Below are 23,824 nucleotides of genomic sequence, written 5' to 3' on the forward strand. Positions count from 1 at the left end.
TGTAAGCGCTGTGAGGCGTTGAGCTAACCAATACTAATTGCCCGTGAGGCTTGACCATATAACACCCAAGCAATTTGAGTCGAAAGGCCAGATTGCGGTGTGTGAAGACGAAATGAACCGAAAGTTCGACGCTCTCAAAGCACCGATAGCTGTCACATACCCAATTTGCTGAAGCGAGGCCAGCCGGCCACGACTCAGTACCCGAATTTCTTGACGACCATAGAGCATTGGAACCACCTGATCCCATCCCGAACTCAGCAGTGAAACGATGCATCGCCGATGGTAGTGTGGGGTTTCCCCATGTGAGAGTAGGTCATCGTCAAGATTAAATTCCAAAACCCCTGTTTGCTAACGCAGACAGGGGTTTTGTTTTGGGCGGTCGAAAACCAGATCACCGTACATCCCCCGACAAATTTGCACAGTTATTTCTGAACCAGACCACTAGAATAGCCACCTAACCTTTTTTAGAGTCTGAGCCCTACCTATGCCGGATCCGGTTGATGCCCTCGAGGTGTCGGATTTACCACTGGACGACCTGGTGGCATGCCATGAGTGCGATCTGCTGATGCGCAAACCATCGCTCGCCCTCGGCGAAAAGGCCCAATGCCCGCGATGCGGTTACGAGCTCTACGCCCACCGTCACAACGTCGTTGAACGCAGCCTCGCGCTGGTGATCGCCGCGTTGCTGTTGTTCATCCCTGCGAACTTTTTACCCATTATGCAGCTCAACTTACTTGGGCAGACGTCCGAGGACACGGTATGGAGCGGTGTCGTGGGCTTGTTCGATACAGGTATGCAAGGCGTCTCCATCGTAGTGTTCCTGTGCAGTATGGGGATCCCTCTGCTCAAACTGCTGTGCCAGTTGGCTGTGTTGCTCAGCATTCGCTGGAACATCGGCCGCAGCTATGGGCTGCTGCTGTACCGCATCTACCATCACATGAAGGATTGGGGGATGTTGGAGGTCTACTTGATGGGCGTACTGGTGGCGATCGTAAAACTCGCCGACATGGCCGCCATCACGATCGGCCTGGGGCTGGCCTGCTTTGTCAGCCTATTGATGGTGCAGGTGCTGCTTGAGGTGGTGATGTCGCCCCACCAGATCTGGGAAGCCCTTTCAGGAGAGGATGAACATGCGGGCGATTGATGCAGGCATTCTGATTTGTACCGAATGCCACGAGTTGAACAAGCAGGACCCCGATAACGATGAACAGATCTGCACCCGCTGCGGTGCGTTGATCCATGCCCGTCGTCCTAACAGTCTCACCCGTACCTGGGCGCTGCTGATTACCGCGGCCATCTTGTACATTCCAGCCAACCTGTTACCCATCATGACCATCAACTCGCTCGGCCAGGGTGACCCCAGTACCATCATGGCCGGGGTGATCCAGCTGATGCAGCATGGCATGTTCCCCATCGCTGCCGTGGTGTTCATTGCCAGTATCCTGGTGCCGACCTTCAAGCTAGTGGGCATAGGTCTGCTACTGTTCTCGGTGCAGCGCCATCAACCGCTGTCCGCGCAACAACGTATTGTGATGTACCGTTTTATCGAGTTCATTGGCCGCTGGTCCATGCTGGATATCTTCGTGATCGCCATCCTGGTGGCGGTCGTAAACTTTGGGCGACTTGCCAGTGTCGAGGCCAATCTCGGCGCTGCGGCGTTCGCCAGTGTGGTGATCTTGACGATGCTTGCCGCAGTAACTTTTGATCCCCGACTGATTTGGGACAACACGGAGTCGGACGACGACCATGAGTGATTTGCCAAAAGCTAAAACCCGCCCAGCCTCCAACTGGTCGGCCATTTGGGTCCTGCCCCTGATTGCGTTGATCATCGGCGGCTGGCTGGGATGGCGTGCCTATACCCAGCAGGGCATCGAAATCCAGGTTCGCTTTGAAAGCGGCGAAGGCATCCAGGTGAACAAGACCGAAGTGGTCTACAAAGGCATGCCCGTGGGCAAGGTCAAGACCCTGGCCCTGGACGATGAGGGTAACAATCGGGGAGTCATTGCCACCATCGAGATGAACAAGGACGTCGAGCAATACCTCAAGACCAACACCCGCTTCTGGCTGGTCAAGCCCAGCGTCAGCCTAGCCGGTATCACGGGGCTGGAAACCCTCGTCTCGGGTAACTACATCGCCGCCAGCCCTGGCGACGGCGAACCCACGCGCAAGTTCAAGGCGCTCTCCGAAGAGCCGCCGTTGTCCGATGCCAAACCCGGCTTGCACCTGACCATCAAGGCTGATCGCCTAGGCTCCCTAAATCGTGGCAGCCCGGTGTTCTACAAGCAGATCCAGGTCGGCCAGGTCAAAAGCTACCTGCTGTCCGAAGACCAGAGCACCGTCGAGATCAAGGTCTACATCGAGCCGACCTACGCCAGCCTGGTGCGCAAACACACACGTTTCTGGAACGCCAGCGGCATCAGCATCGACGCCAACCTTTCCGGCGTAAAAGTGCGCAGCGAATCCCTGTCCAGCATCGTCGCCGGCGGCATCGCCTTCGCCACGCCGGAAAACCGCAAGGACAGCCCACCCACCGACCCGAGCTTGCCGTTCCGCCTGTATGAAGACTTCGACGCCGCCGCAGCGGGCATCAAGGTCAAGGTCAAGCTCACCGACTTCGAAGGCCTGCAAGCCGGGCGCACGCCGGTCATGTACAAAGGCATTCAGGTCGGTAGCCTGAAAACCCTGAAGATCGACCCGGACCTGTCCAGCGCCAACGCCGAGCTGACGCTCGACCCATTGGCCGAAGACTACCTGGTCCAGGACACCCAGTTCTGGGTGGTCAAACCATCGATCTCCCTGGCCGGCATCACCGGCTTGGAAGCCTTGGTCAAAGGTAATTACATCGCCATCCGCCCCGGCGACAAAGGCAGCGCGCCCCAGCGCGAATTTGTCGCCCGCGCCAAAGCGCCACCGTTGGATCTGCGCTCCCCAGGCCTGCACATGGTGCTGTTTACCGACAACCTCGGCTCGCTGGATGTCGGCAGCCCGATCCTCTACAAGCAGGTCAAGGTTGGCTCGGTGCAGAGCTACCAGTTCTCGCGCAAGAACAAGCAACTGGTGATCGGCGTCCACATCGAGAAGGAATACGAAAACCTGGTCAACGGCTCGACGCGTTTCTGGAACGCCAGCGGCGTTACCCTGACCGGTGGACTCACCGGCGGCATTCAGGTGAAAAGCGAATCCCTTGCCAGCCTGATGGCCGGTGGCATCGCCTTCGAAACCCCAGAGCCGAACGTGCCGTTGAAAAAACGCATCCCGCGTTTCCGTTTGTTTGCCGATCGCGAAGCGGCCAATCAACACGGCACCCTGGTGACCATCAAGGTTGATCGCGCCGACGGCCTGCGTCCAGGCACACCGATACGCTTCAAAGGGCTGGATGTGGGCAAGATCGAGAATGTCGACCTGAGTGCCGACATGCAATCGGTCCTGCTCAGCGCGCGCATCACTCAAGTGGCCGATCGCATTGCGCGCACGGGCAGCCAGTTCTGGGTGGTCAAGCCTGAGCTGGGCCTGATGAAAACCTCGAACCTGGAAACGTTGGTCACCGGCCAATACATCGAAGTGCAGCCCGCCGTCAAAAACGCCGGGCCGCAAAAAAGCTTCGTGGCACTGGATGAACCGCCGAAAGCCATCCATCAGGAAGAGGGCCTGAGCCTCACGCTTAGCGCCGCCCGCCGTGGTTCACTGAAAGAGGGCGTTCCAGTGACCTACCGTGAAGTGACCGTCGGCAAAGTCACTGGCTACGAATTGGGCCAGACGGCTGACCGTGTGCTTATCCACATCCTGATCGAACCGAAATACGCACCGCTGGTACGCAGTGGCAGCCGCTTCTGGAACACCAGCGGTTTCGGCCTCGACTTCGGTCTGTTCAAAGGCGCAACGGTGCGCACCGAGTCTCTCGAAACTCTGGTGGCCGGTGGCATCGCCTTCGCAACACCCGACGGCGAGCGCATGGGTAACGCTGCACGGCCGCAGCAAACCTTCCCGCTGTTCGACAAGTTTGAAGATGAATGGCTGACCTGGGCGCCGAAGATTCCGCTCGGCAAGTAGACCGAGGCGCGGCCTTCGCGGGCAAGCCCGGCTCCCACAGGGGAATGCATTTTCAGAAACAATGCATTCCAAATGTGGGAGCGGGCTTGCCCGCGATGAGGCCCGAACAGGCAACAAAAAAGGCCCCTGGATTCTCATCCAGGGGCCTTTTGCATTTCAGCCGAAAAAATCAGACCTCATCCAACTCCGGCTCATCCGCCTGCACATTCACCGTCGCCTTCACCACATCATGACGGCGGATGTACTTCCAGTCCGCCTCATCGATATAGATTCCGTTCGGCCCGCTACCGCCTTCCAGGTCGATCGCCACCTGCGCCGACACCTGCGGCTTAACACTCGCCAGGATCGGCACAAAGCCCAGCTGCAAGCTGGTTTCCAGCAATGCCGCCTGGTTCTTCTCGTCGATGTCCGCCGCCTCATCGAGGTAGTAAGGCAGGCGCACGCGCCCGGCCTGGTCGCGGTCCATCAAGTGCAGCAACAAGTACATGTTGGTCAGCGCCTTGATGGTCATGGTGGTGCCGTTGGACGCCGCACCGTCGATGTCGGTGTGAATCACCGGCTGCCCGTGCACCTTGGTGATCTCGAACGCCAGTTCGAACAAGTCCTTGAGGCCCAACTGGTTATGGTTGGCGGCCACCAGGCGAGCCAGGTATTCCTTGGCCTCTTCGTTCTTGTTGTCCTGTTCGGCGCTCTGGCTCAGGTCGAACACCGACAGCGTTTCACCTTCTTCATACTGGCCGGCACTGTGGATGATCTGGTCGATGTGCTTGAGCGCTTCCTTGTTCGGCGCCAACACGATGCGGAAGCTCTGCAGGTTGGACACCTGACGCTTGTTGATCTCGCGGTTGAATAACGCCAGTTGGTGCTCAAGGCTGTCGTAGTCGCTGCGGATATTGCGCAGGGTCCGCGCGATATCGGTCACCGCCGCACGGCGTGCCTTGCCCAGGGTCAGGGCTTCGTCGGTACGGTGCGCATAGGCGTTGATCAGCAACTGCAGGCGACGCTCAACGTCATCCTCGCTGTCGAACTTGGCCACGCCCTTGAGGCGCACTTGCGCGTACAGCGCTTCGATCTGGCCATCGGCGCGCAGCAAGCCTTGCCAGCTGTCCTGATAGTCATTGAGCAGCGGCAGCAGGTTGTCCATGGAGTCGTCGACCGGGTCCATGAACGGTGTGCCAAACGGCAAGTCAGCCGGCAGCAACTGACGACGACGCAAGGCGTCATCCAGGGTGCGCTGCTTGGCTTCCATATCGCCGATCTGGCGGCCCACCAGTTGTAGCTTGGCGGACAGTTGCTGGACGCGTTCGGTAAACGCATCGCTGGAACGCTTCAACTCATCCTGAGCGGCTTCCATCTGCGCCAGGTTTTCCAGTTTCTCGCCTTCTTCCGCGCTCAGAGTCTGTGCACGACGGAAGTCTTCCAACGCTTTCTGCGCGTCCAGCACGTGCTGGTACAGCGCTTCGGTCTGGGTCTTGCTCGCCGCGCGGTCAGCGGCTACGGCCTGTTGGGTCTTGAGCTGCTTGAGTTCTTTTTCCAGGCGCTCTTTCTGGTCACGCAATGCTGCGCGGTCCGCCAGGGCCTGCAATGCCGGTGGTTCGATGTGCGAGATGTCGATGGACAACCCCGGCACTTCAAAGCGTTCACCCTTGAAGCCATCGAGGATCTGCTCCAGGGATTTAACCCACTGGCCGTCCTCATCCAGCGTGATGCCATGCTCGCCCAACGGCAGGCTGAACAACGAACTGTTGAACAGGCGCATCAGACGCTCGACATCCTGCTGCGAGAATTCTTCGCGCAGTTTGGCGTAGCTGTTGTTGTCCGCGTGATCTAGCTGCTGCTTGACCGACTTCAGGCGCTTCTCCAGGTCGCGCAAGCGTTCGTCCAGGTCCTCGGCGCTGAACTGCCGCGACTGCGCCAGGGCGCCCGCCAGTTCATCGTGAGCATCCTTGGCCGCCAGCAACTGCTGCTCCAGCACCTTCACGTCATCGACCAGCGCAAAGCGATGCTTGAGCACCGACAACTCGCCCAGCCAGCGCTGGATGCCACTGATCTCCCGCTCAAGGCGCATCAGCTCCTGGGTGCCGCCACGCTGGTCGTTTTGCAGCGCGTCCTGCTCGTTGCGGTAGTGCTCGGCCTGAATGGTCAGTTCTTCCTTGCGTGCACTGGCGTAGTCCGACCAGGTGCCCAGCAGCGAATCCAGCAGCGGCGACAGGCGATGCAGTTTGCCGCGCAGGACATCGCGCTGTTTCACGCCGTTGGACAAGGCCTCCACCAGCGGCCCGGCGGCCACCAGCGAGTTGTAGTCCTGTTCCATGCGTCGTACATCACGGAAAGCTTCTTCGCACGCGGCGATGTAGTCCACGCTGCCGGAGCGCAGGCTGTGTTCGAACGCATCGAGGAACAGTTGCTTGAGCTTGGCCGCGGTGATTTCACGCATGTGCAGCAGGTTGATAAACAGTGCGCGGAAGGTCTTCAGGCTCTGCTCGCTGGTGGAGCGCAGCGGAATCAACGTCAGGTCCAGCGGGATCGACGTGTGGCCGCCCACCAGCAAACGGCGCAGTTCATCGGGCTTGAGTTCGTAGGCTTTCAGGCCTTCGCGCTCAAGGTTGGTGAACAATTCCTTCTGGCGCAGGCAGGTGTCGTTCTTCTGGTAGTGCGCCAGATCCAGCTTGCCGGCATAGGCAAAGAACTGGTGACCGAAACCGCCACCCGGGCCGCGACCTACCACGCCGATCACATGCGGGCCGTGGGGCAGGGACACTTCCACGAGGATGTAGCTGGTGTCGCTGGCAAAGTAGAACCGGCGCGATTGTTCCAGGGTGTACTTGCCGAAGCTCATGTCCGACATGCGTGCCAGGATCGGGAACTGCAAGGCGTTGATCGACGCAGATTTACCCAGGTTGTTCGCGCCATACACCGACAGCGGCTCTTCCAGCGGGAACAGGCCCAGGCTGTAGCCGGCGGTATTCAATAGGGCGAAGCGGCGGATGCCGTAGCGTTCCTTACTCATGCGTCGGTCTCCTGTTCTTCGGCAATGGCACGGGCCAGGGCGTCTTCTTCGCTTTCATCGGCAAAGTCGCTCAAGTCCAGCGGGTCATCGGTTTTCAGCAGTTTCTCATCGCTGTCTTCATCGATGATCACCGGTGCCGGCAACGGCAACACGCTGTGCACGCTGGCCGCCAGGTCGCGGTCCTGCTGCACCGAGAGGCACACGTCGAGGAAACGGTGCATTGGCGGCAGGAAGCGGTACACGCCGTTGTCTTCGCTGGCAAACCCGAGTTGGGTCATGCGGCGCATGATCTTTTCTTCGAGTTCTTCCTGAGTCTGCACTTCGGCCTGGATAAACAGGTCGCGGTACTTCTCCAGCAACGACGGCAGCTCATCGCGGCCCAGGCTGCCACCGTCGAGCACGGCAATCGGGTCGCGGCCCTGGTCGGCCAGGTGTTCAACGATGATGAAGGTAAACAGCGCCAGGCGTTGCGCGGTCTTGTTCACCTGCGCAGCGGCCACGGCGGTGTCCGGCACGAAGTAGTAGAAGCCACGGGTGTCGCACACCAGTTCAAAGCCCAGGGCCTTGAACAGCGTGCGGTACTGGTCCTGGAAATTCGACAATTGCGCGTACAGCTCCGGGTCGCGGCGGCTGACGTGATAACCCTTGAACAGCTCGCGAAAGATCGGCGCCAGCTGGGACAGTTCGGAAAGATCAAGATGCATGAGGTGTGCTCGCGGAATTCTCGGTCGCTTCAACAGCGGCCGGGAGCAGGGCGAAGGAGCGCAGGCTGACCTGGTGCTCGTGTGTGTGGTAATCGCGGCGTTCCAGGCGTTCACGCTTGAAGCGTTTTTCGCGGGACAGGCGTGAGAACCAGTACAGCAATTCGTCGGTGGCGCCGTTCGGTTCCTGCTCCAGCAGCCAGGTCATCAGGTCCGGCATCGGCAGCGCGTCTTCGCAGCGCTCGAGCATTTCCTTGACCGTGCGCGGTGCACGCTGGGCGTCGCCTTTGTAGGACTTGTGCGCTTTTGGAAACTTTGCCGGTTTCGGTTCGAAGTTCGCCAGTGCGTATACATAAGCTTCCACCTGGCTCGCGCTGCCGAGGAAGGTGCTTTGCGGCCGGGTGAACATCGGCATCGCCGCTTGCGGCACCGCGTCCAGGCCTTTGCGGCGGATCGCCGACAGGGCCAGCGCCGCGCCACGGGTCACGGCGTTGTGCCGGCGTGCTTCTTCACGCAGGGGCAGCAGCAGTTCCCGCGCATGGCGCAAGGTCAGCTGGGCGCTGGTCTGCATTTCGAGGATGCGCGCGTGGGTGCGCAGCAACATGTCGTCGTCCACCAGGTGGCCCAGGCGCTGTTGCTCGGTGAGCAGGCGCAGCAACACGTTTTCCACCTTGCGCACGCCTTGCTCGAAGGCGCCGTCGGCGTTTACCAGTTGGATCATCGGTTCGACGTATTCGTCCCAGGTCGCCAGGACCTCGGCGTAACGCTGGCGCAACGGGATCTGCCGGTCGCTGGTCTTGGCCCGGTCGGCCACGGCAGCGAGGGCCTGTTCGTCGTTGGCGAGTTTTTTCAGCACGTCCCGCACGCGCATGTCGAGCAAGCGCAGCTGGCGGGCGAGGTCGTGGCCATCACGGATGTCGAAGGCGTCCTGGATATAACCCGCCAGGCGCTCAAGGTGGCGCAGGTAGGCTTCGATTTCCAGGCACAGGCCAAGCCGGTGCTCCTTGCGAAGATAGGCCAGGAAGTCGTGGATCTGCGCATTGAGCTCGAAACGGTTCGGGCTCTTGGCGACAGGCACCAGGATATCCAGGCGAATCCACACGTCCAACAGGCTGGTAATGTCCTGTGGCGTGCTGTCCAGTTGTTGGGCGGCCAATTGTGCGCGCAGCTCGCCCAGGCTCAAGGTGCCTTGGTCGAAGTGTTCGCACAGTGGCTCAAGTAAGGCCCAGTGTTCGGCGAGGGCGCGCAGGACGCGCTTGGGTTCGATCATGGGAAAGGCCGCTGGTTGGCGATGAAAAGTCGCGATTGTACTGCATCGGGCGGGGGATTTATCCACAGCCGGTCAGTGCGCAGTGGGCGATTGTTGCCGAACAGCGGTAGAATCCCCGCTCTTTAGTTATCCACAAGTGGCCGAGCTGTGCTTATCGAGTCCCGACGTCGCGCTTACTTGACCGCCATGCAGGTGGTCAACTGGCTGCCCCGCACCGAACTGCCGTTTGCCGCGCCGTCGCGGCCCGAGCTGCTGGAAGCGCTTGAGCCTTATGAGGCGTTGGAGGTATCGGGCGAGGAGGCGGCGGCGCCGGTCGCGGTGACGAAGTCGTCTGCGCCCGTACGTCCGGTGGTGGAACGCGCCAAGATCGAAGTGCCACGCCCTTCGACGGCGGCCAAGGCGCCCGTGGTAGCCGAGGAGGCTGCCCCAGTGGTCAAGGCCCCGGTCGTGCCGCCGCCGCGTTTTGCCCTGCAATTGCTGCGTGCCGGGCGCTGTCTGCTGCTGGTGGAACTGCCCACCGGCGAACGCTTCCAGACCCGCGACCCGGCCTACATGCTGCTCAAGGACATGCTGCGCGCCGCCGGCCTGCCCGACAGCCCGCAAATCATCGGCGACCCGGTGCGCTGGCCGCTCCTGGTACGTGGCAACATGAACCAGGGCCCCGAAGCCGCACGGGATTTTGTGCAAGGTTTTGTGTCGGCACGCCTGGAAGACGAACCCTGCGTGTGCCTGTGGCTGATCGGCCTGCCTGCCGTACGCTTCGCCGGCGAGGCCAATGCCGAAGCGTGGTACCGCGAGCTGCAGGTCGAAGGCCTGGGCTCGGTATGGGCCCTGCCGGGCCTGGAACTATTAATGGAAGAGCCACAGCGTAAGGCTGATGTCTGGCAAGCCATGCGCCGGCTGATGGCGCGCTGGAAAACAACTGATGAGTGAGGCTTTATCCTTCCGCCCGATGACCGAGGCTGACCTCGACGCCGTGCTGAAAATCGAATACGCGGCGTTCAGCCACCCCTGGACCCGCGGAATCTTTCTCGATGGGCTGGGCAAGTACCAGATCTGGCTGATGTTCGAAGGCGAGCAGCAGGTGGGCCACGGCGTGGTCCAGATCATCCTCGATGAAGCGCATCTGCTGAACATCACCGTCAAACCCGAAAACCAGGGCCGTGGCCTTGGCCTGGCGTTGCTGGAGCACCTGATGTCCCGCGCCTACGCCGCCAGTGCCCGGGAGTGCTTCCTGGAAGTACGCGACAGCAACACCGGCGCCTTCCGCCTGTACGAGCGCTACGGCTTCAACGAAATCGGCCGCCGCCGGGATTACTACCCCGCCGTGGGTGGCCGCGAAGACGCGGTTGTCATGGCCTGCACCCTGGTCGACTAACCAACACGCCGCTGTAGGAGCCCGGCTTGCCGGCGATAGCGCCCTCAAGATCGCCATCGCCGGCAAGCCGGCTCCTACAGGTCGTGGTGGATAGTCGGTATGAAGGCGTATCAGGGTTTACCGTCTATCGGGTCGACATCAGCCAATTCCGCCTCATCCAACCCATTCCCGCCGCCAATCTCATCTTCACCCACGATGCTCAAATCCCAATCCGCCTGATCACCCTCGCCCAGCTCGCGGGCATCCCGTGCACCGTCTTCATGGATCAGCGTTTCCGGGCTCATGTCATCGTCCGTCGACTCGTGATCATCGGTGGATGCGCCGGTAAGCCCGGCTTCCCGCACCCGTTCGTCGGGCATCCGGTGTTCACGTTCACGCCGCGGGATCTCATCGCCGATCTCCGCCGTGGGTTCCTCTTCGTCAAAGTCCAGTTCGCGCATCGAACCCATGCGGTCTTCATTGTCATCAATGGGTTCCGGTTGCGTTGCACCGTAGGGACGTCGTGATTCAGTCATGGCCAATCCTCATACTGTGGGGCTTATAGTGTGTGGACAGGCGGCACGGCCCAAAGATTCAAGCGGATTCATGCTTGTTATTCAACGGCAGGGCGTGACCTGGACGTGGGGTTGTCAGTCACAAAACTGCGCATCATTCCTGAGGCTTTCCCTGATGAACGAACTACAAGACCTGCTTGATAACAACGAACGCTGGGCGGACGCGATCAAACAGGAAGATCCCGAATTCTTCGCCAAGCTTGCCCGCCAGCAAACCCCGGAATACCTGTGGATCGGCTGCTCCGACGCCCGGGTACCGGCCAACGAGATCGTCGGCATGCTGCCGGGTGATCTGTTCGTGCACCGCAACGTGGCCAACGTGGTGCTGCACACCGACCTCAACTGCCTGTCGGTCATCCAGTACGCGGTGGACGTGCTCAAGGTCAAACACATCCTGGTCACCGGCCACTATGGCTGCGGCGGCGTACGTGCCTCGATGCAGGACCGTCAGTTCGGCCTGATCGACGGCTGGTTGCGCACCATTCGTGACCTCTACTACGAAAACCGTGATCTGTTGGCCCAGCTGCCAACCGAAGAAGAGCGCGTCGACCGGATGTGCGAGCTGAACGTGATCCAGCAGGTGGCCAACGTCGGGCATACCAGCATTGTGCAAAACGCCTGGCACCGTGGGCAGAGCCTGTCGATCCATGGCTGCATCTATGGCATCAAGGACGGCCGCTGGAAGAGTTTGAACACCACCATCAGTGGTTTCGAGCAGCTACCGCCGCAATATCGTCTGCGCCCGCTGGGCGAAGCTTAAGGCCGGTTACGTTCGTACCATTGCCTGCCTTCGGCGTTCGGGGCTTCCGCGTTGCCGGTGATCCAGCCCCGGCAGTTCGGCTCGCCGCACTGGCAGGCGAATTGCCGGAACAGCACGTCCTCGGTGGTGGCGTAATCCATGGTCAGCTGTTCGCCTGCCGGGATATGACGTACGGTCCAGGCCTCCAGGTAATGCAAGTCGAGGAACACGTTCGGATTGCACGAATGCATGACCAGGCCTGTGAACCAGCAGTCGTACAGGTGGATGCGTGGGGATAACCGCAACGTGTGCACGCGTCGTTCGCTCAGTGCATAGCCGGAGATCTTGGCGATGCACACGCGGCTGTCGAAGGCGACGAGCGTTCGGATACCGGTTTGCATGCCATTGGCCATTTGCATCACTTCAAAATGCTCCGTCGTGGGGTAACCCAGGCCCAGTAACAGCTTGAAGGGATAAAGGTAATTGCTCTTGGCTTTTTTGGCCTTGTCCTTGGCTTGAGTGTTCATGACTCTCCTGGCTTAGGCTGCATCGACCTGCGGAGAGTGTCTGACTGCCAGTCTTGCAGCGAATGGGCGCACTTCAAGACTTGCTCAAGTTACAACCAATTTCTACTGTCAAATCTGACAGTAGAAATTGGTTTTTTTTTGTGCGCCCTACAGCGCTGGGGCAGTGACGGAAGGGGCGGGAGCGGCGCTTTTCAGCTGTTTAAGCTGGGCTTTGACAGGCGGCGTGGCGCATTTGGCGTTGGCTTGCTCCGGCGGCAAGTTGCGCACCGAGGTGTAGAACAGTTCACAGGTCTGTTCCTTGCGGGTGACCTGCCAGGTGTTCATGCAGGCCTTGAGCAATACATTCGGATCGCTCGCCGGTTTCTGTCCCATCCCGGCCTGCCAGCAAGCGGCGCTCAGGTCCTGGCCCATCACTTTCAAACCGGCTTCATCGGCCTTTTGTTCGTTACCGTCATAGGTGGCCGGATCGGCCGCGTACCAGATGTAACTGGGGTGGTTGGCGCCCAGCACCGACACGGTTTTACCTGTCGCCGGGCTGATCTGCGCCAGGCCCAGCACGCCCACGGTCTGGCCATATTGCTGTTTTATCCAGCTGCGCACCGGCGCGCCGAACGCCACCATTGGCAATGAGCCGTTGGGTTGCAGGCTCAACTCCTTGACCATGCGCGTCTGGTAGTCAGCGAAGTAGCTGTAGACGTTTTCCAGGTCCTTGCCGGCGTTGGACGGCGCGGCAATCGGGGCGATATCGATGATGGTCTGGTACGCCGGTGTTTCGGTGGCCGGGATGCCATTGTCGGTCAGCAGTGTCGCCCAGCGGTCGGTGGTCGCCGACTCCAGGTAATCCTGGGCCTGGGTCAGTGAGTAATCGGGTGGAAAGTGCAGCAGCTCGATGCTTTTGCGGTTTTCCAGGGCCATGCCCAGCGGCAGGAACAGGTACCAGTTATAGGCCCACTTGCCGTCGGTATTGAGCTTGCTGGCGCCCTGGTAGGCCAGGTCGGCGGTGTTGAGTAGCGTGGTCAGCGGTTGGCCGTAGTTGTCGGGCACGCCACTGAAGGTGGCCGACACCTGCCCATCATGGGTCTTCACACTGACTTTGGCCCGGCTGTAACCGTCTCGCTGCAGGCTCTGGTTCAAATAATGCTCGGCGGTCTGCTCCAGCGTCCACGGGCGCAAGCAGATCACGTTGCAGTTATTGGGAAAAGCGAACAGCTGGGTCACACGTTGCGTGCTGCCCAGCGGTACTTCGATGTCGGCCTGTACGACCGCACTGGCCATCAGTGCGGCCAGGGTGAAGGACAACCTGGTCGGTTTAAACATTGTCTGTTCCTTGTCAGCGAAAGCCCGTCTGCGCGGGGTGAAAGCCCACGTGCACACAGTAGCGGTTGACCAGGAAAACCGCGTGCTAAATCGCCAGCTGTGTCGCTATTGGATAAGAAAACCTACAGGGTGAACTGCAATGCGTTGCTCAGATCACCCATCGGCTTCTGGCCACGGGCGATCATCGCGTCATCACGCTGCTTGAGGCCGTCCAGGGTCTCCAGCTGGAACACACGGGTGATCAGGCGCAGGATCGACGCCGTGTCGTAAACCGTGTGGTCCACCGTGCCTTTGCGTGCGAATGGCGACACCACCAGCGCCGGAATCCGGGTGCCAGGGCCCCAACGGTCGCCTTTTGGCGGTGCCACGTGGTCCCACCAGCCGCCGTTTTCATCGACGGTCACCACCACCACCATGTTTTTCCACTGCGGGCTTTCTTGCAGCACCTTCAGGGCGCGGGCGATATGGCGGTCGCCCGAGGCCACGTCGGCGTAGCCTGCGTGCATGTTCAGGTTGCCCTGGGGCTTGTAGAAGCTCACGGCAGGCAGCTTGCCGGCCTGGGCATCGGCGAAAAACTTGTTGGTGCTCGACTCATCGCCCAAACCGCCGTCGCGCAGGCGCTTGTCCCGCTCGGCGCGGTTCTCAGGCCCTTGTTTCTTGAAGTAGTTGAACGGCTGGTGGTGGTACTGGAAGTTCGGGATCTTGGGGATGCCGCCCGAGTCCTTGAACTGATCCAGCGTGGCCTGCCAGGCCCCGGCGTACCACGCCCAGTCGACGTTCTTTTTCGACAGCTTGTCGCCAATGTGCTCGTGGGTTTGCGGCACCAGCACGTTGGGCAGGTCGGGTTTGGAGTAGTCCGGGTTTTCCGGGTCGCGAATCCACGTTGGCCAGTAAGGCGGGGCCAGGGTATTTACGCCGTAGCCGTCCGGGGTCAGCGCGCTGGGGCCGAACTGCGGCGGGCCGGTCATGGCGCTGGCCGGGGATTTGTCCAGAGGCTTGAGACGCGGGTCGGTCGGGTCATCGCTTTGCAGCGTGGCGATCTGGGCCTTGGCCACCGATTGTGCGGCATTCGGATAAAACGGTGCCGTGGCGCTGATCAGGTACTGGTGGTTGAGGAACGAGCCACCAAATGCACCCTGGAAGAAGTTATCGCAGAGCACAAATTCCTTGGCCACATCCCACAACCGCAGGGAGTACCGGCTCTGGGCGTAATACCCCATCACCAGGCCTCCGGAGTCAGCCCAGGCGACAAAGTTGTCGTTCTTGCCGCCGTTGATCTGCATCTGGTTCTGATAAAACACGTGCCACAAGTCGCGGGTCACCAGGCTCAGGGGCAGGTCTTCGGCGTTCGGGCCCTTGAGGGCGAAGGGCGCGTTGGGCAGGTTTTCCTGGAACTGCACTTCGCTGGGGTAGGTCACCCCGTCCACGCTTTGCGGGCCGACTTGCAGCACACCGCCCCAGGCGGGCGGCAGGGTGGTCAGCAGGCTGCCGTCGCGGTCGCGTTGCTGCACGTCGGCCGCAGAGAGGGCGGACAGTGGCTTTTCGACGCCAGGGAAGTCGGCAAACAGGTTGTTGAAGCTGCGGTTCTCGGCGTAGATCACCACCACGGTTTTCACCTGGTCGTGCAGGGCCTTGTCCAGCTCTTGCGGAGTGAGCGGTCGCGCCACCGGCTTGCCCGGTGCTTCGCTGGTATTGCCGCACGCACTCAAGGTTGCGCCGACCCCCAGCACTGCCGCGCCTCCCAGGAAACGCCGGCGGCTGGTGTCTACCGGCGCCGGGTCTGCGGAATCGGGGGAAGGGCGGTCTTCGTGCTCATCACTCATTGTTGGGAGTCCCTGTCGAGGTGTTGCAAGATATTTCGCAGGACGGTAACAACGCAATGTGACGGAAAGAAGACAGCGGTTTGAATCAGAGGATCAGAGCAGGCGCAGGGCCAATTGGGCACCAGCGCGTAAGTACTCCACCTGTGCCGTCACCGCATCCTTGACGATGGCTTCGCCGGTGTCAGTCAGCTTGGCTTTTTTTGCATCGATGACACTGGTCTGCAACAGCTGCATGGCCACGTCGATCGATTTCTGGAACGCGGTCACGTTGTTATGCAGGCCAAACTCCTTGATGACGGTGGCCATGCGGCGATCAGCGTCGTCACGCAAGGCCCTGTACTCAGTGACCGAGACGGTGTCGTCCTGGTAGATATCAGTGATCAACTCTTCCAGTGATTTGGATAGGGGCGTCATCGGATTTTCCTTGGTGTTGGGTGAGGGAGGAATCCGAATCAGATTAATCAAAGGCCCTGGCGGAAGGAGTCAGGGGTTGTCGTTGCCGGGTGTACGACAACCCCACGTGATCAATGAGACGTTGCTATCAAGGCATGACCGGTGGCAGATATTTCAATGTAGTCCCCAGTGCCCACAACAGGAACAGCACCAACGGCGTGTGCACCAGCAACTGCACAAACGAGAACCCAATCAGGTCCCGTGCCTTCAACCCCAGTACGCCCAGCAGCGGCAACATATAGAACGGGTTGATCAGGTTCGGCAGCGCCTCGGCAGCGTTGTAGATCTGCACCGCCCAGCCCAGGTGGTATTGCAGGTCATTGGCCACCTGCATCACGTAAGGCGCTTCGATGATCCACTTGCCGCCGCCCGACGGGATAAAGAAGCCGAGCACCGCCGAGTACACGCCCATCAACAAGGCATAGGTGTCGTGGGAGGCAATGGAGGTGAAGAACAGCGAGATATGGTGCGCAAGGGTCTGGCCGTCGCCGCCCTTGACCACGGTCATCAGCGCCGCAATCGAGCCATACAGCGGGAACTGGATCAGCACGCCCGTGGTGGTCGGCACCGCACGGGCCACGGCATCAAGGAAGCTGCGCGGGCGCCAGTGCAGCAGTGCACCGACCATGATGAACAGGAAGTTGTAGGTGTTCAGCCCCGAGATGGCGCTGATCGCCGGCTTGGTCGAAAACTCGTGGAACAACCAACCGGCCGCCAGCAACGCCAGCAGAATGGTCAGCAACGGGCTGTGTTCCAGCCATTCGCCCGGGCGAGTCGGTGCTTGCACCTTGGGCAGATTGAACGCCGGGTCGACGCCGCAAGCCTTGGCATCACGGGCGCTGTTCGGCCCGGGTGCGGTGGCGTAGGCAATAATCAGCGAGACCACAATCAGCGCCAACAGCAGCACGCCCGATTGCCACAGGAAGATGGTGTCGGTGAACGGGATCACCCCGGTAATCGACAAAATCGACGGCGGCAGGCTGGCCGGGTTGGCCTGCAGTTGCGCGGCCGACGACGACAGCCCCAAGGCCCACACGGCGCCAAGACCCAGGTAGGCAGCAGCCCCCGCTGCGCGGTAATCCATACGCAAATCCGTACGGCGGGCCAGCGCACGCACCAGCAACCCGCCAAACACCAGGGACAGGCCCCAGTTCAGCAGGGAGGCAACCATGGAGATCAACGCCACCCACGCCACGGCCGAGCGGCCGTTCTTCGGGATGCGCGCCAGGCGATCGATCAGCTTCACCGCAGGTGGAGAGCTGGCGACCACGTAACCGCCGATCACCACAAAGGCCATCTGCATGGTGAACGGAATCAGGCTCCAGAACCCGTCACCAAAGGCCTTGGCGGCTTCGGCCGGCGCAGCGCCCATGCCCAGGGTCGCCACGGCGACAATGATCACGGCGAGGGCGGCGAACACCCAGGAGTCAGGAAACCAGCGTTCGGCGAAGTTGGAACAACGCAGGGCAAATCGGGCATAGCGGCTTTCTTCGATAGCATCGGCCACGAGTCATTCCTCTTGTATTTATTATGGGTGTTGGCAGTTTTACGGCATGTTCCGCTACGGCCATTGATATGGGAATGCAGTTATCTTCATCGATCAATGAGGAAAACAAATATATCTGTCGTGATTGCCATCACTCGGCCCAACTCATAACCTGCACGCCATTTTGTTTGTCTGCCGAGCCTTGTCATGACTGCCACCTCTTTCCCACGGGCGCAGCGTTTTTCCCGCTCCGACTACAAAACCCTGGGCCTGGCCGCCCTGGGCGGGGCCCTGGAAATCTACGACTTCATCATCTTCGTGTTCTTCGCGCTGACCCTCAGCCAACTGTTCTTCCCGCCGGAAATGCCCGAGTGGCTGCGCCTGCTGCAAAGCTTCGGTATTTTCGTCACCGGCTACCTGGCGCGGCCGCTGGGCGGCATCCTGATGGCACATTTTGCCGATCATCTGGGGCGCAAACGGGTGTTCAGCCTCAGCATCCTGATGATGGCGTTGCCCTGCCTGCTGATTGGCGTCATGCCAACCTATGCGCAAATCGGCTATTTCGCCCCATTGATTCTGCTGGCGCTGCGCGTGCTGCAAGGCGCCGCCGTGGGCGGTGAAGTGCCGAGCGCCTGGACCTTCGTCGCCGAACACGCGCCGAGAAACCATCGCGGCTACGCCCTGGGCTTCCTGCAAGCCGGCCTGACCTTTGGCTACCTGCTCGGCGCGCTGACCGCCACCCTGCTGGCGCAAGTTTTCACCCCGGCCGAAATCCTCGACTACGCCTGGCGCTTCCCCTTCCTGCTCGGCGGTGTGTTCGGCGTGATCGGCGTGTGGCTGCGCCGCTGGCTCAGCGAAACCCCGGTGTTCCTCGAAATGCAGGCCCGCCGCCAGGCCGCCGCCGAATTGCCGCTGCGCACGGTGCTGCGCGACCACCGTGCGGTGCTGCTGCCGGCGATGATCCTCACCTGCGTGCTCACCTCCGCCGTGGTGGTGCTGGTGGTCATCACCCCGACCATGATGCAGAAAACCTTCGGCATGAGCCCCAGCCACACCTTTGCCTTGAGCGCCTTGGGCATCGTGTTCCTGAACATCGGCTGCGTGCTTGCCGGCCTGTTGGTGGACCGCATCGGCGCCTGGCGCGCGGTGCTGGTCTACAGCCTGCTGTTACCGGTGGGGGTTGCTGTGTTGTACGCCAGCCTCATCGCCGGTGGCGTCTGGCTGGGCGCGGCGTATGCCGTGGCGGGCTTGAGTTGCGGGGTGGTGGGCGCGGTACCGTCGGTGATGGTCGGCCTGTTTCCGGCGCAGGTGCGGGTGTCGGGCATTTCCTTCACCTACAACATTGCCTACGCACTGTGGGCGAGCACCACGCCGCTGCTGTTGATCGCGCTGATGCCGACCAGCCCGTGGATCTGCGTGGGCTATTGCGTGGTGATGGGGGCGGTGGGCGTGGTGAGTGTGGCGCTGTTTGGCAAGCGCCACACCTTGGCTGCGTAGGGCTCAGGTCAGGAAATGCCAGAGCAACAACGTACCGATCAAGCCGACGACTGAAACGATGGTCTGCAACACCGACCACACCCAGATCGTCTGCTTCAACTGCAGGCCGAAATACTCGCGCACCATCCAGAACCCGGCGTCGTTGACGTGGCAGAAGAACACCGAGCCGGCGCCAATCGCCAGGGCCACCAGTGAGCTTTGCGTGGCCGCCAGCCCGGCCATCATCGGCGCGAGGATGCCCGCCGTCGTGGTGGTGGCGACGGTGGCCGAGCCGGTGGCCTGGCGCAAGGCCACGGCGATCAACCACGCCAGCAGCAGGTACGGCATGTGCGCGCCTTCGGCGACCTTGCTGATGGTCTGGCTGACGCCCGCGTCCAGCAAGGTTTGCTTGAGGCCGCCACCGGCGCCGATGGTCAGCAGCAACACGGCGATCGGCGCCAGGGCCTTGCGCAGGGTGTTGCCGACTTCGGCACGCGGCATGCCGGCCGCCCAGCCCAGGCAGATCACGGCCGCAATCACCGCCAGGCCGAGGGCGATCAGCGGTTCACCGAGGAACTTCAAGGTCAACGCCACCGGGCTCTCCGGTGACATGGCGACCTTGGCCAGGGTGCTGCCGAGCATCAGGATCACCGGCAACAAAATAATCAGCAACGACACGCCGAAGCTCGGCTGGCGCGGCGCCTTGGGCGGTGCGCTGAAGAGTGCACCGATGTCGGCGGGTTCATCCACGTGCAGGCGCTTGGACAACCAGTTGCCGTAGATCGGGCCGGCCAGGATCACCGCCGGCACCGCCAGGCAGAAGCCCAGCAACATGGTCAGGCCCAGGTCCGCGTGCAACGCACCCACCGCAATCAGCGGGCCTGGGTGCGGCGGCATCAGGGCGTGCAGGGTGGTCATGCCGGCCAGCGCCGGGATGGCGATTTTCAGCAGCGGCAGGTTCGAACGTTTAGCCATCACGAAGATGATCGGCACCATCATCACCAGGCCCACTTCGAAGAACAGCGGCAAGCCGATCACCATGGCCACCAGCGCCATCACCCAGGGCAATGACTTGCCCTTGCCCAGGCCGAGCAGGGTGGTGGCGATGCGGTCGGCGGCGCCGGATTCCGCCATCAGCGCGCCGAGCATCGAGCCCAGGGCAATGATGATGCCGGCTTCACCGAGGATTGCACCGGCACCCTTGCTGAACGCCTTGGCGACCTCCTCCGGTGGCAGCCCGGCGCCGACACCGGCGATGAAGGTGCCGATCAGGATCGACAGGAACGGCGGCAGCTTGGTCGCGCTGATCAGCACGATGATGCTGGCGATGGCCAGCAGTACACAAAACATGAGGCGGGTGTCGTGAACCATCCACGCGGCAGTCGATAACTCCAAAACGGGACTCCTTATCGAACAGGTTGGCTAATTTGTTTCTTTTTGTTTCCTGCACGAAAAGCATACCTGATAGAACCGTGGCAGAGCGCCCGTGTGCGATTTTGGTGCGCCAAAAAATAACGCCGGACTGGCGGCCGGATGACAAATCCGCAAGGCATGCCACTTTTTTGCATCAGGACTCTATCTTTGTAGGAGCCGGCTTGCCGGCGATGACGCCCGCAAGGTCGGCGCAACGGCCAAAACCGTTATCGCCGGCAAACCGGCTCCTACACAACGCATCAGGAGTACCGCCCCATGAGCGCAGGACACAACCACGCCCAGGTACGCGCCGGCCACGAGCGCAAGTTATGGATGGCCCTGGGCCTGACGGGCAGCTTCATGATCGCTGAAGTGATCGGCGCCTTCGTCACCGGCAGCCTGGCACTGTTGTCCGACGCCGCGCACATGATGACCGACGCCCTGGCCCTGGCGATCTCCCTGGTGGCCATCCAGGTCGCCAAGCGCCCGGCCGACCGCAAGCGCACTTTCGGTTATGCGCGCTTCGAGATACTGGCAGCGGCGTTCAATGCGTTGCTGTTATTCGCTGTAGCGTTCTACATCCTGTATGAGGCGTACCAACGGTTGCAGGCGCCGGCCGAGATCCAGTCCACCGGCATGTTGGTGATTGCAGTGCTGGGGCTGATCGTCAACCTGATCTCCATGCGCCTGCTCAGCGCCGCCAGCGGCGAGAGCCTCAACGTTAAGGGCGCCTACCTGGAAGTGTGGAGTGACATGCTCGGCTCCATCGGCGTGATCATCGCGGCGGTGGTGATCATGCTCACCGGCTGGGGCTGGGTCGACTCGCTGGTGGCGGCCGCCATCGGCTTCTGGGTGTTGCCACGCACCTGGACGCTACTCAAGGAAAGCATGAACGTGCTGCTGCAAGGTGTGCCGGACGGCGTTGATATCGATCAGGTCGAGCAGGGCATTCGTAGCGTGCCTGGGGTGAGGGACGTGCACGACTTGCACATCTGGGCCCTGACCAGCGGCAAGAATGTGCTGAGCACGCACTTGGTCGCCGATGCGTCCCAAGGCTCCGAGCAACAGATCCTCAGTCGAGTGACGGAGTTGCTGCACGAACAATTCGATATTTCCCACGCCACCATTCAGGTCGAGGGCGAAGGGTTTCAGCACGATGAGCATGACGAGGTGCATGCCTGACGGATTTGTAATCTTTGCTCCACCGCCGCGATAAGTGCTGAACGCTACATTGCCCCCGCTGGGAAACCTCAGCAACTTCATGGGCGTGGAACTCTCGTTATGGCACTTTCGCTTAGAACACTGTTGGGGGCGGCCGCCTTGTGGGCCGCCGCCAGTGCCGTCCAGGCACAAACCCTCACCCTCGACTCGGCCCTGCAAACCGCCTTCGCCAACAACCCGGACCTGGCGGCGGCGCAATGGGAAATCGACATCGCCAGGGGCGGTCGCCAGCAAGCGGGGTTGATCCCCAACCCGGTCGCTTCGCTGGATGCCGAAGACACCCGTCGCGATACCCGCACCACCACCCTCAAGCTCAGCCAAACCCTGGAACTGGGTGGCAAGCGTGGCGCGCGTATCGACGTGGCGACGCGGGCCCAGGACGCGGCGGCGCTGACCTTGGAGCAGCGGCGCAACGGCCTGCGCGCCGAGGTGATCGGCAGCTATTACAGCGCCCTGCGCGCTCAGGAACGCCTTGACCTGGCGCAGCGCTCGCTGGCCCTGGCCGAGCGCGGCCTGGTGGTCGCCAATGGGCGCGTGACCGCAGGTAAATCGTCGCCGGTGGAAGCGACCCGCGCCCAGGTGCAATTGTCGGAAATACGCCTGGAACTGAACCGCGCCGAGGTCGGCCTCACTGACGCCTATCGTCGCCTGGCCGCCAGCACCGGCAGCGCCGCCACCGACTTCCAGGCCGTTGCCGCGCCAGCCCAAGTGGTGCCGCAATTACCGGCTTCGGCGCAGTTGCTGGCGCGTCTGGAACACACCACCGAGCTGCGCCTGGCCGAGTTGCAGATCTTGCAAAGTGAAGCCAGCGTAGGCCTGGAAAAAGCCCAGCGCATTCCCGACCTCGACCTGTCCATCGGCAGCCAATACGACGCCAGTGTGCGCGAACGAGTGAACCTGATCGGCGTGTCGATGCCGATCCCATTGTTCAACCGCAACCAGGGCAACGTACTCGCCGCCAGCCGTCGTGCCGACCAGGCCCGCGACCTGCGCAACGCCACCGAGCTTCGCCTGCGTACCGAAACCCGCCAGGCCCTGGACCTGTGGCAAACCGCGAACACCGAAGTGCGTGCTTTCAACCAACAGATCCTGCCCGCTGCCCAGAGCGCAGTGGACAGCGCCACCCGTGGTTTCGAGATGGGCAAGTTCAACTTCCTCGACGTGCTCGACGCCCAGCGCACCTTGATCGCAGCCCGCACCCAATACCTCGCGGCCACCGCCCAGGCCACCGACGCCTGGGTGCGCATCGAACGAATCTACGGCGACCTCGCCCGGTTTTGATTTTATGGAGTCCTCTATGAACCCTAAACATGGCGTGGCGCTTGCCGTCGCCCTCGGCCTGATGCTGTCCGGTTTTGCCAAGGCCGACGAAGAAGAAGGCGCACTTGAACTCACCGAGCAGCAGATCCAGGCGGCCGGCATTCAGCTGGCTCAGGCGCAGCCCCGTGCGATCAGCACGATGCTCACGCTGCCCGGCGAAGTGCGTTTCGACGAAGACCGTACCTCGCACATCGTGCCCCGTGCGGCAGGCGTGGTGGAGTCGGTGAAGGTCAATCTTGGCCAGTCGGTAAAGAAGGGCGAGTTGCTGGCAGTGATCGCCAGCCAGCAGATTTCCGACCAGCGCAGCGAGTTGGCGGCCAGCGAACGTCGTGTCGAACTGGCGCGCACCACCTTCCAGCGTGAGCGTCAGTTGTGGCAGGACAAAATCTCCGCCGAGCAGGATTACCTGCTGGCGCGCCAGGCCCTGCAGGAAGCTGAAATCGCCCTGAACAATGCGCGCCAGAAGATGAACGCCCTCAGCGGCAGCGCGGTGTTGGTGGGCGGCAATCGCTATGAGTTGCGTGCGCCGTTCGCCGGCACCGTGGTGGAAAAACACCTGGGCGTGGGCGAGGTGGTCAGCGAAACCAGCAACGCCTTTACCCTCTCGGACCTGTCCCAGGTATGGGTCACCTTCGGCGTGTTTCCCAAGGACTTGAACAAGGTGCGTGTCGGTAAACCGGTGACCATCAGCTCCACGGAAATGGGCACCGACGTGCAAGGCACCGTGGCCTATGTCGGCAACCTGCTCGGTGAGCAAACCCGCACCGCCACCGTGCGCGTGACCGTGCCCAACCCCGATGACGCTTGGCGCCCGGGCCTGTTTGTGTCGGTGCAGGTGGCGACCGACACCTACCAGGCCAAGGTCACCGTGCCGCAGGCCGCGATCCAGACCGTCGAGGACAAACCCTCGGTATTCGTGCGCACCCCCGAAGGTTTTATCACCCGCCATCTGGAGCTGGGCGTCAGCGAAAACGGTTATGTCGAAGTGCGCCAGGGCCTCGACGCCGGGGCGCAGGTGGCCACGGTCGGCAGCTTCATCCTCAAGTCCGAACTGGGCAAAGGCTCGGCCGAACACGCCCATTGATC

At 61.5% G+C, this 23,824-nt stretch carries 20 protein-coding genes and 1 rRNA gene; 11 read left to right on the top strand and 10 right to left on the bottom strand.

Going from position 1 to position 23,824, the window contains the following annotated elements:
- Window positions 1–209 precede the first annotated feature (209 nt).
- The 4 genes from rrf to AC07OV_RS16525 all read left to right on the top strand — a co-directional run bounded on the left by rrf (window position 210) and on the right by AC07OV_RS16525 (window position 4,050).
- Window positions 210–325, top strand: a 5S ribosomal RNA gene (rrf, locus tag AC07OV_RS16510).
- Between the two features lie 159 nt (window positions 326–484).
- Window positions 485–1,144, top strand: a complete 660-nt coding sequence (locus AC07OV_RS16515; protein WP_176995247.1) for a paraquat-inducible protein A — start codon at window positions 485–487, stop codon at window positions 1,142–1,144.
- Window positions 1,131–1,754, top strand: a complete 624-nt coding sequence (locus AC07OV_RS16520) for a paraquat-inducible protein A (protein ID WP_176995246.1) — start codon at window positions 1,131–1,133, stop codon at window positions 1,752–1,754. Before AC07OV_RS16515 ends, AC07OV_RS16520 begins: the two co-directional genes overlap by 14 nt.
- The gene (locus tag AC07OV_RS16525) at window positions 1,747–4,050 is read left to right on the top strand and encodes a PqiB family protein (RefSeq protein ID WP_495092594.1); all 2,304 of its coding nucleotides are present in this window, start codon (window positions 1,747–1,749) and stop codon (window positions 4,048–4,050) included. The genes AC07OV_RS16520 and AC07OV_RS16525 overlap by 8 nt, the downstream gene beginning before the upstream one ends.
- A gap of 169 nt (window positions 4,051–4,219) precedes the next feature.
- Here the strand turns inward: AC07OV_RS16525 and mksF are convergent, their stop codons facing one another.
- The 3 genes from mksF to mksB are packed head-to-tail and all read right to left on the bottom strand — an operon-like array spanning window position 4,220 to window position 9,031.
- Window positions 4,220–7,060 (bottom strand): Mks condensin complex protein MksF, encoded by a 2,841-nt coding sequence (gene mksF, locus AC07OV_RS16530; RefSeq protein ID WP_495092595.1) that lies wholly within the window; start codon window positions 7,058–7,060, stop codon window positions 4,220–4,222.
- The gene (gene mksE, locus AC07OV_RS16535; protein WP_135290752.1) at window positions 7,057–7,764 is read right to left on the bottom strand and encodes an Mks condensin complex protein MksE; all 708 of its coding nucleotides are present in this window, start codon (window positions 7,762–7,764) and stop codon (window positions 7,057–7,059) included. The genes mksF and mksE overlap by 4 nt, the downstream gene beginning before the upstream one ends.
- Window positions 7,754–9,031: an Mks condensin complex protein MksB gene (gene mksB / locus AC07OV_RS16540; RefSeq protein WP_176995243.1), complete on the bottom strand. Its 1,278-nt coding sequence runs from the start codon at window positions 9,029–9,031 to the stop codon at window positions 7,754–7,756. The genes mksE and mksB overlap by 11 nt, the downstream gene beginning before the upstream one ends.
- Window positions 9,032–9,217: 186 nt before the next feature.
- Here mksB and AC07OV_RS16545 point away from each other — a divergent pair, with 186 nt between their 5' ends.
- On the top strand, window positions 9,218–9,964 hold the full coding sequence (locus AC07OV_RS16545; protein WP_495092631.1) for an energy transducer TonB: 747 nt from the start codon (window positions 9,218–9,220) through the stop codon (window positions 9,962–9,964).
- Window positions 9,957–10,409: a ribosomal protein S18-alanine N-acetyltransferase gene (gene rimI, locus AC07OV_RS16550; protein WP_005784514.1), complete on the top strand. Its 453-nt coding sequence runs from the start codon at window positions 9,957–9,959 to the stop codon at window positions 10,407–10,409. Before AC07OV_RS16545 ends, rimI begins: the two co-directional genes overlap by 8 nt.
- A gap of 110 nt (window positions 10,410–10,519) precedes the next feature.
- On the opposite strand, the gene AC07OV_RS16555 is transcribed toward rimI, so the two are convergent.
- Window positions 10,520–10,924, bottom strand: coding sequence for a serine kinase/phosphatase (locus AC07OV_RS16555; RefSeq protein WP_495092596.1), 405 nt, complete (start codon window positions 10,922–10,924; stop codon window positions 10,520–10,522).
- 154 nt (window positions 10,925–11,078) lie between these two features.
- Between AC07OV_RS16555 and can the strand changes: the two genes are divergently transcribed.
- Complete coding sequence (gene can / locus AC07OV_RS16560; protein WP_046070813.1) at window positions 11,079–11,723, top strand: carbonate dehydratase; 645 nt, start codon at window positions 11,079–11,081, stop codon at window positions 11,721–11,723.
- Here the strand turns inward: can and AC07OV_RS16565 are convergent.
- The 5 genes from AC07OV_RS16565 to AC07OV_RS16585 all read right to left on the bottom strand — a co-directional run bounded on the left by AC07OV_RS16565 (window position 11,720) and on the right by AC07OV_RS16585 (window position 17,329).
- Window positions 11,720–12,229 (bottom strand): SET domain-containing protein-lysine N-methyltransferase, encoded by a 510-nt coding sequence (locus tag AC07OV_RS16565; protein WP_494996479.1) that lies wholly within the window; start codon window positions 12,227–12,229, stop codon window positions 11,720–11,722. The genes can and AC07OV_RS16565 overlap by 4 nt on opposite strands.
- A 147-nt stretch (window positions 12,230–12,376) precedes the next feature.
- Window positions 12,377–13,546: a hypothetical protein gene (locus AC07OV_RS16570; RefSeq protein WP_494996480.1), complete on the bottom strand. Its 1,170-nt coding sequence runs from the start codon at window positions 13,544–13,546 to the stop codon at window positions 12,377–12,379.
- Between the two features lie 122 nt (window positions 13,547–13,668).
- On the bottom strand, window positions 13,669–15,369 hold the full coding sequence (locus AC07OV_RS16575) for an acid phosphatase (RefSeq protein ID WP_495092597.1): 1,701 nt from the start codon (window positions 15,367–15,369) through the stop codon (window positions 13,669–13,671).
- Window positions 15,370–15,462: 93 nt separating this feature from the next.
- A complete protein-coding gene (locus AC07OV_RS16580) occupies window positions 15,463–15,783 on the bottom strand; it encodes a hypothetical protein (protein WP_494996482.1) in 321 nt (106 codons plus the stop codon).
- 127 nt (window positions 15,784–15,910) lie between these two features.
- On the bottom strand, window positions 15,911–17,329 hold the full coding sequence (locus AC07OV_RS16585) for a short-chain fatty acid transporter (protein ID WP_259172017.1): 1,419 nt from the start codon (window positions 17,327–17,329) through the stop codon (window positions 15,911–15,913).
- A 186-nt stretch (window positions 17,330–17,515) separates the two neighbouring features.
- On the opposite strand from AC07OV_RS16585, the gene AC07OV_RS16590 reads away from it, so the two are divergent.
- The gene (locus AC07OV_RS16590) at window positions 17,516–18,805 is read left to right on the top strand and encodes an MFS transporter (protein WP_176995236.1); all 1,290 of its coding nucleotides are present in this window, start codon (window positions 17,516–17,518) and stop codon (window positions 18,803–18,805) included.
- 3 nt (window positions 18,806–18,808) lie between these two features.
- Here AC07OV_RS16590 and AC07OV_RS16595 read toward each other — a convergent pair whose 3' ends face one another.
- Window positions 18,809–20,179 (bottom strand): GntT/GntP/DsdX family permease, encoded by a 1,371-nt coding sequence (locus AC07OV_RS16595; protein ID WP_176995235.1) that lies wholly within the window; start codon window positions 20,177–20,179, stop codon window positions 18,809–18,811.
- A 294-nt stretch (window positions 20,180–20,473) separates the two neighbouring features.
- On the opposite strand from AC07OV_RS16595, the gene AC07OV_RS16600 reads away from it, so the two are divergent.
- From AC07OV_RS16600 to AC07OV_RS16610, 3 genes are all read left to right on the top strand, one after another.
- On the top strand, window positions 20,474–21,379 hold the full coding sequence (locus AC07OV_RS16600; protein ID WP_176995234.1) for a cation diffusion facilitator family transporter: 906 nt from the start codon (window positions 20,474–20,476) through the stop codon (window positions 21,377–21,379).
- Between the two features lie 99 nt (window positions 21,380–21,478).
- Complete coding sequence (locus tag AC07OV_RS16605) at window positions 21,479–22,699, top strand: TolC family protein (RefSeq protein ID WP_495092598.1); 1,221 nt, start codon at window positions 21,479–21,481, stop codon at window positions 22,697–22,699.
- A 16-nt stretch (window positions 22,700–22,715) separates the two neighbouring features.
- A complete protein-coding gene (locus AC07OV_RS16610; RefSeq protein ID WP_495092599.1) occupies window positions 22,716–23,822 on the top strand; it encodes an efflux RND transporter periplasmic adaptor subunit in 1,107 nt (368 codons plus the stop codon).
- The last annotated feature ends 2 nt before the right edge of the window (window positions 23,823–23,824 follow it).

The sequence above is a fragment of the Pseudomonas sp. GW821-FHT09A09 genome, assembly GCF_059418405.1.

Excerpts from the sequence above, each read along its gene's own strand:
- AC07OV_RS16545 (WP_495092631.1), top strand. The coding sequence starts at position 9,218 with ATGCAGGTGGTCAACTGGCTGCCCCGCACCGAACTGCCGTTTGCCGCG.
- AC07OV_RS16575 (WP_495092597.1), bottom strand. The coding sequence starts at position 15,369 with ATGAGTGATGAGCACGAAGACCGCCCTTCCCCCGATTCCGCAGACCCG.
- AC07OV_RS16605 (WP_495092598.1), top strand. The coding sequence starts at position 21,479 with ATGGCACTTTCGCTTAGAACACTGTTGGGGGCGGCCGCCTTGTGGGCC.
- AC07OV_RS16590 (WP_176995236.1), top strand. The coding sequence starts at position 17,516 with ATGACTGCCACCTCTTTCCCACGGGCGCAGCGTTTTTCCCGCTCCGAC.
- mksF (WP_495092595.1), bottom strand. The coding sequence starts at position 7,060 with ATGAGTAAGGAACGCTACGGCATCCGCCGCTTCGCCCTATTGAATACC.
- can (WP_046070813.1), top strand. The coding sequence starts at position 11,079 with ATGAACGAACTACAAGACCTGCTTGATAACAACGAACGCTGGGCGGAC.
- rimI (WP_005784514.1), top strand. The coding sequence starts at position 9,957 with ATGAGTGAGGCTTTATCCTTCCGCCCGATGACCGAGGCTGACCTCGAC.
- AC07OV_RS16520 (WP_176995246.1), top strand. The coding sequence starts at position 1,131 with ATGCGGGCGATTGATGCAGGCATTCTGATTTGTACCGAATGCCACGAG.
- AC07OV_RS16515 (WP_176995247.1), top strand. The coding sequence starts at position 485 with ATGCCGGATCCGGTTGATGCCCTCGAGGTGTCGGATTTACCACTGGAC.
- mksE (WP_135290752.1), bottom strand. The coding sequence starts at position 7,764 with ATGCATCTTGATCTTTCCGAACTGTCCCAGCTGGCGCCGATCTTTCGC.
- AC07OV_RS16525 (WP_495092594.1), top strand. The coding sequence starts at position 1,747 with ATGAGTGATTTGCCAAAAGCTAAAACCCGCCCAGCCTCCAACTGGTCG.
- AC07OV_RS16565 (WP_494996479.1), bottom strand. The coding sequence starts at position 12,229 with ATGAACACTCAAGCCAAGGACAAGGCCAAAAAAGCCAAGAGCAATTAC.
- AC07OV_RS16570 (WP_494996480.1), bottom strand. The coding sequence starts at position 13,546 with ATGTTTAAACCGACCAGGTTGTCCTTCACCCTGGCCGCACTGATGGCC.
- mksB (WP_176995243.1), bottom strand. The coding sequence starts at position 9,031 with ATGATCGAACCCAAGCGCGTCCTGCGCGCCCTCGCCGAACACTGGGCC.
- AC07OV_RS16580 (WP_494996482.1), bottom strand. The coding sequence starts at position 15,783 with ATGACGCCCCTATCCAAATCACTGGAAGAGTTGATCACTGATATCTAC.
- AC07OV_RS16600 (WP_176995234.1), top strand. The coding sequence starts at position 20,474 with ATGAGCGCAGGACACAACCACGCCCAGGTACGCGCCGGCCACGAGCGC.
- AC07OV_RS16610 (WP_495092599.1), top strand. The coding sequence starts at position 22,716 with ATGAACCCTAAACATGGCGTGGCGCTTGCCGTCGCCCTCGGCCTGATG.
- AC07OV_RS16555 (WP_495092596.1), bottom strand. The coding sequence starts at position 10,924 with ATGACTGAATCACGACGTCCCTACGGTGCAACGCAACCGGAACCCATT.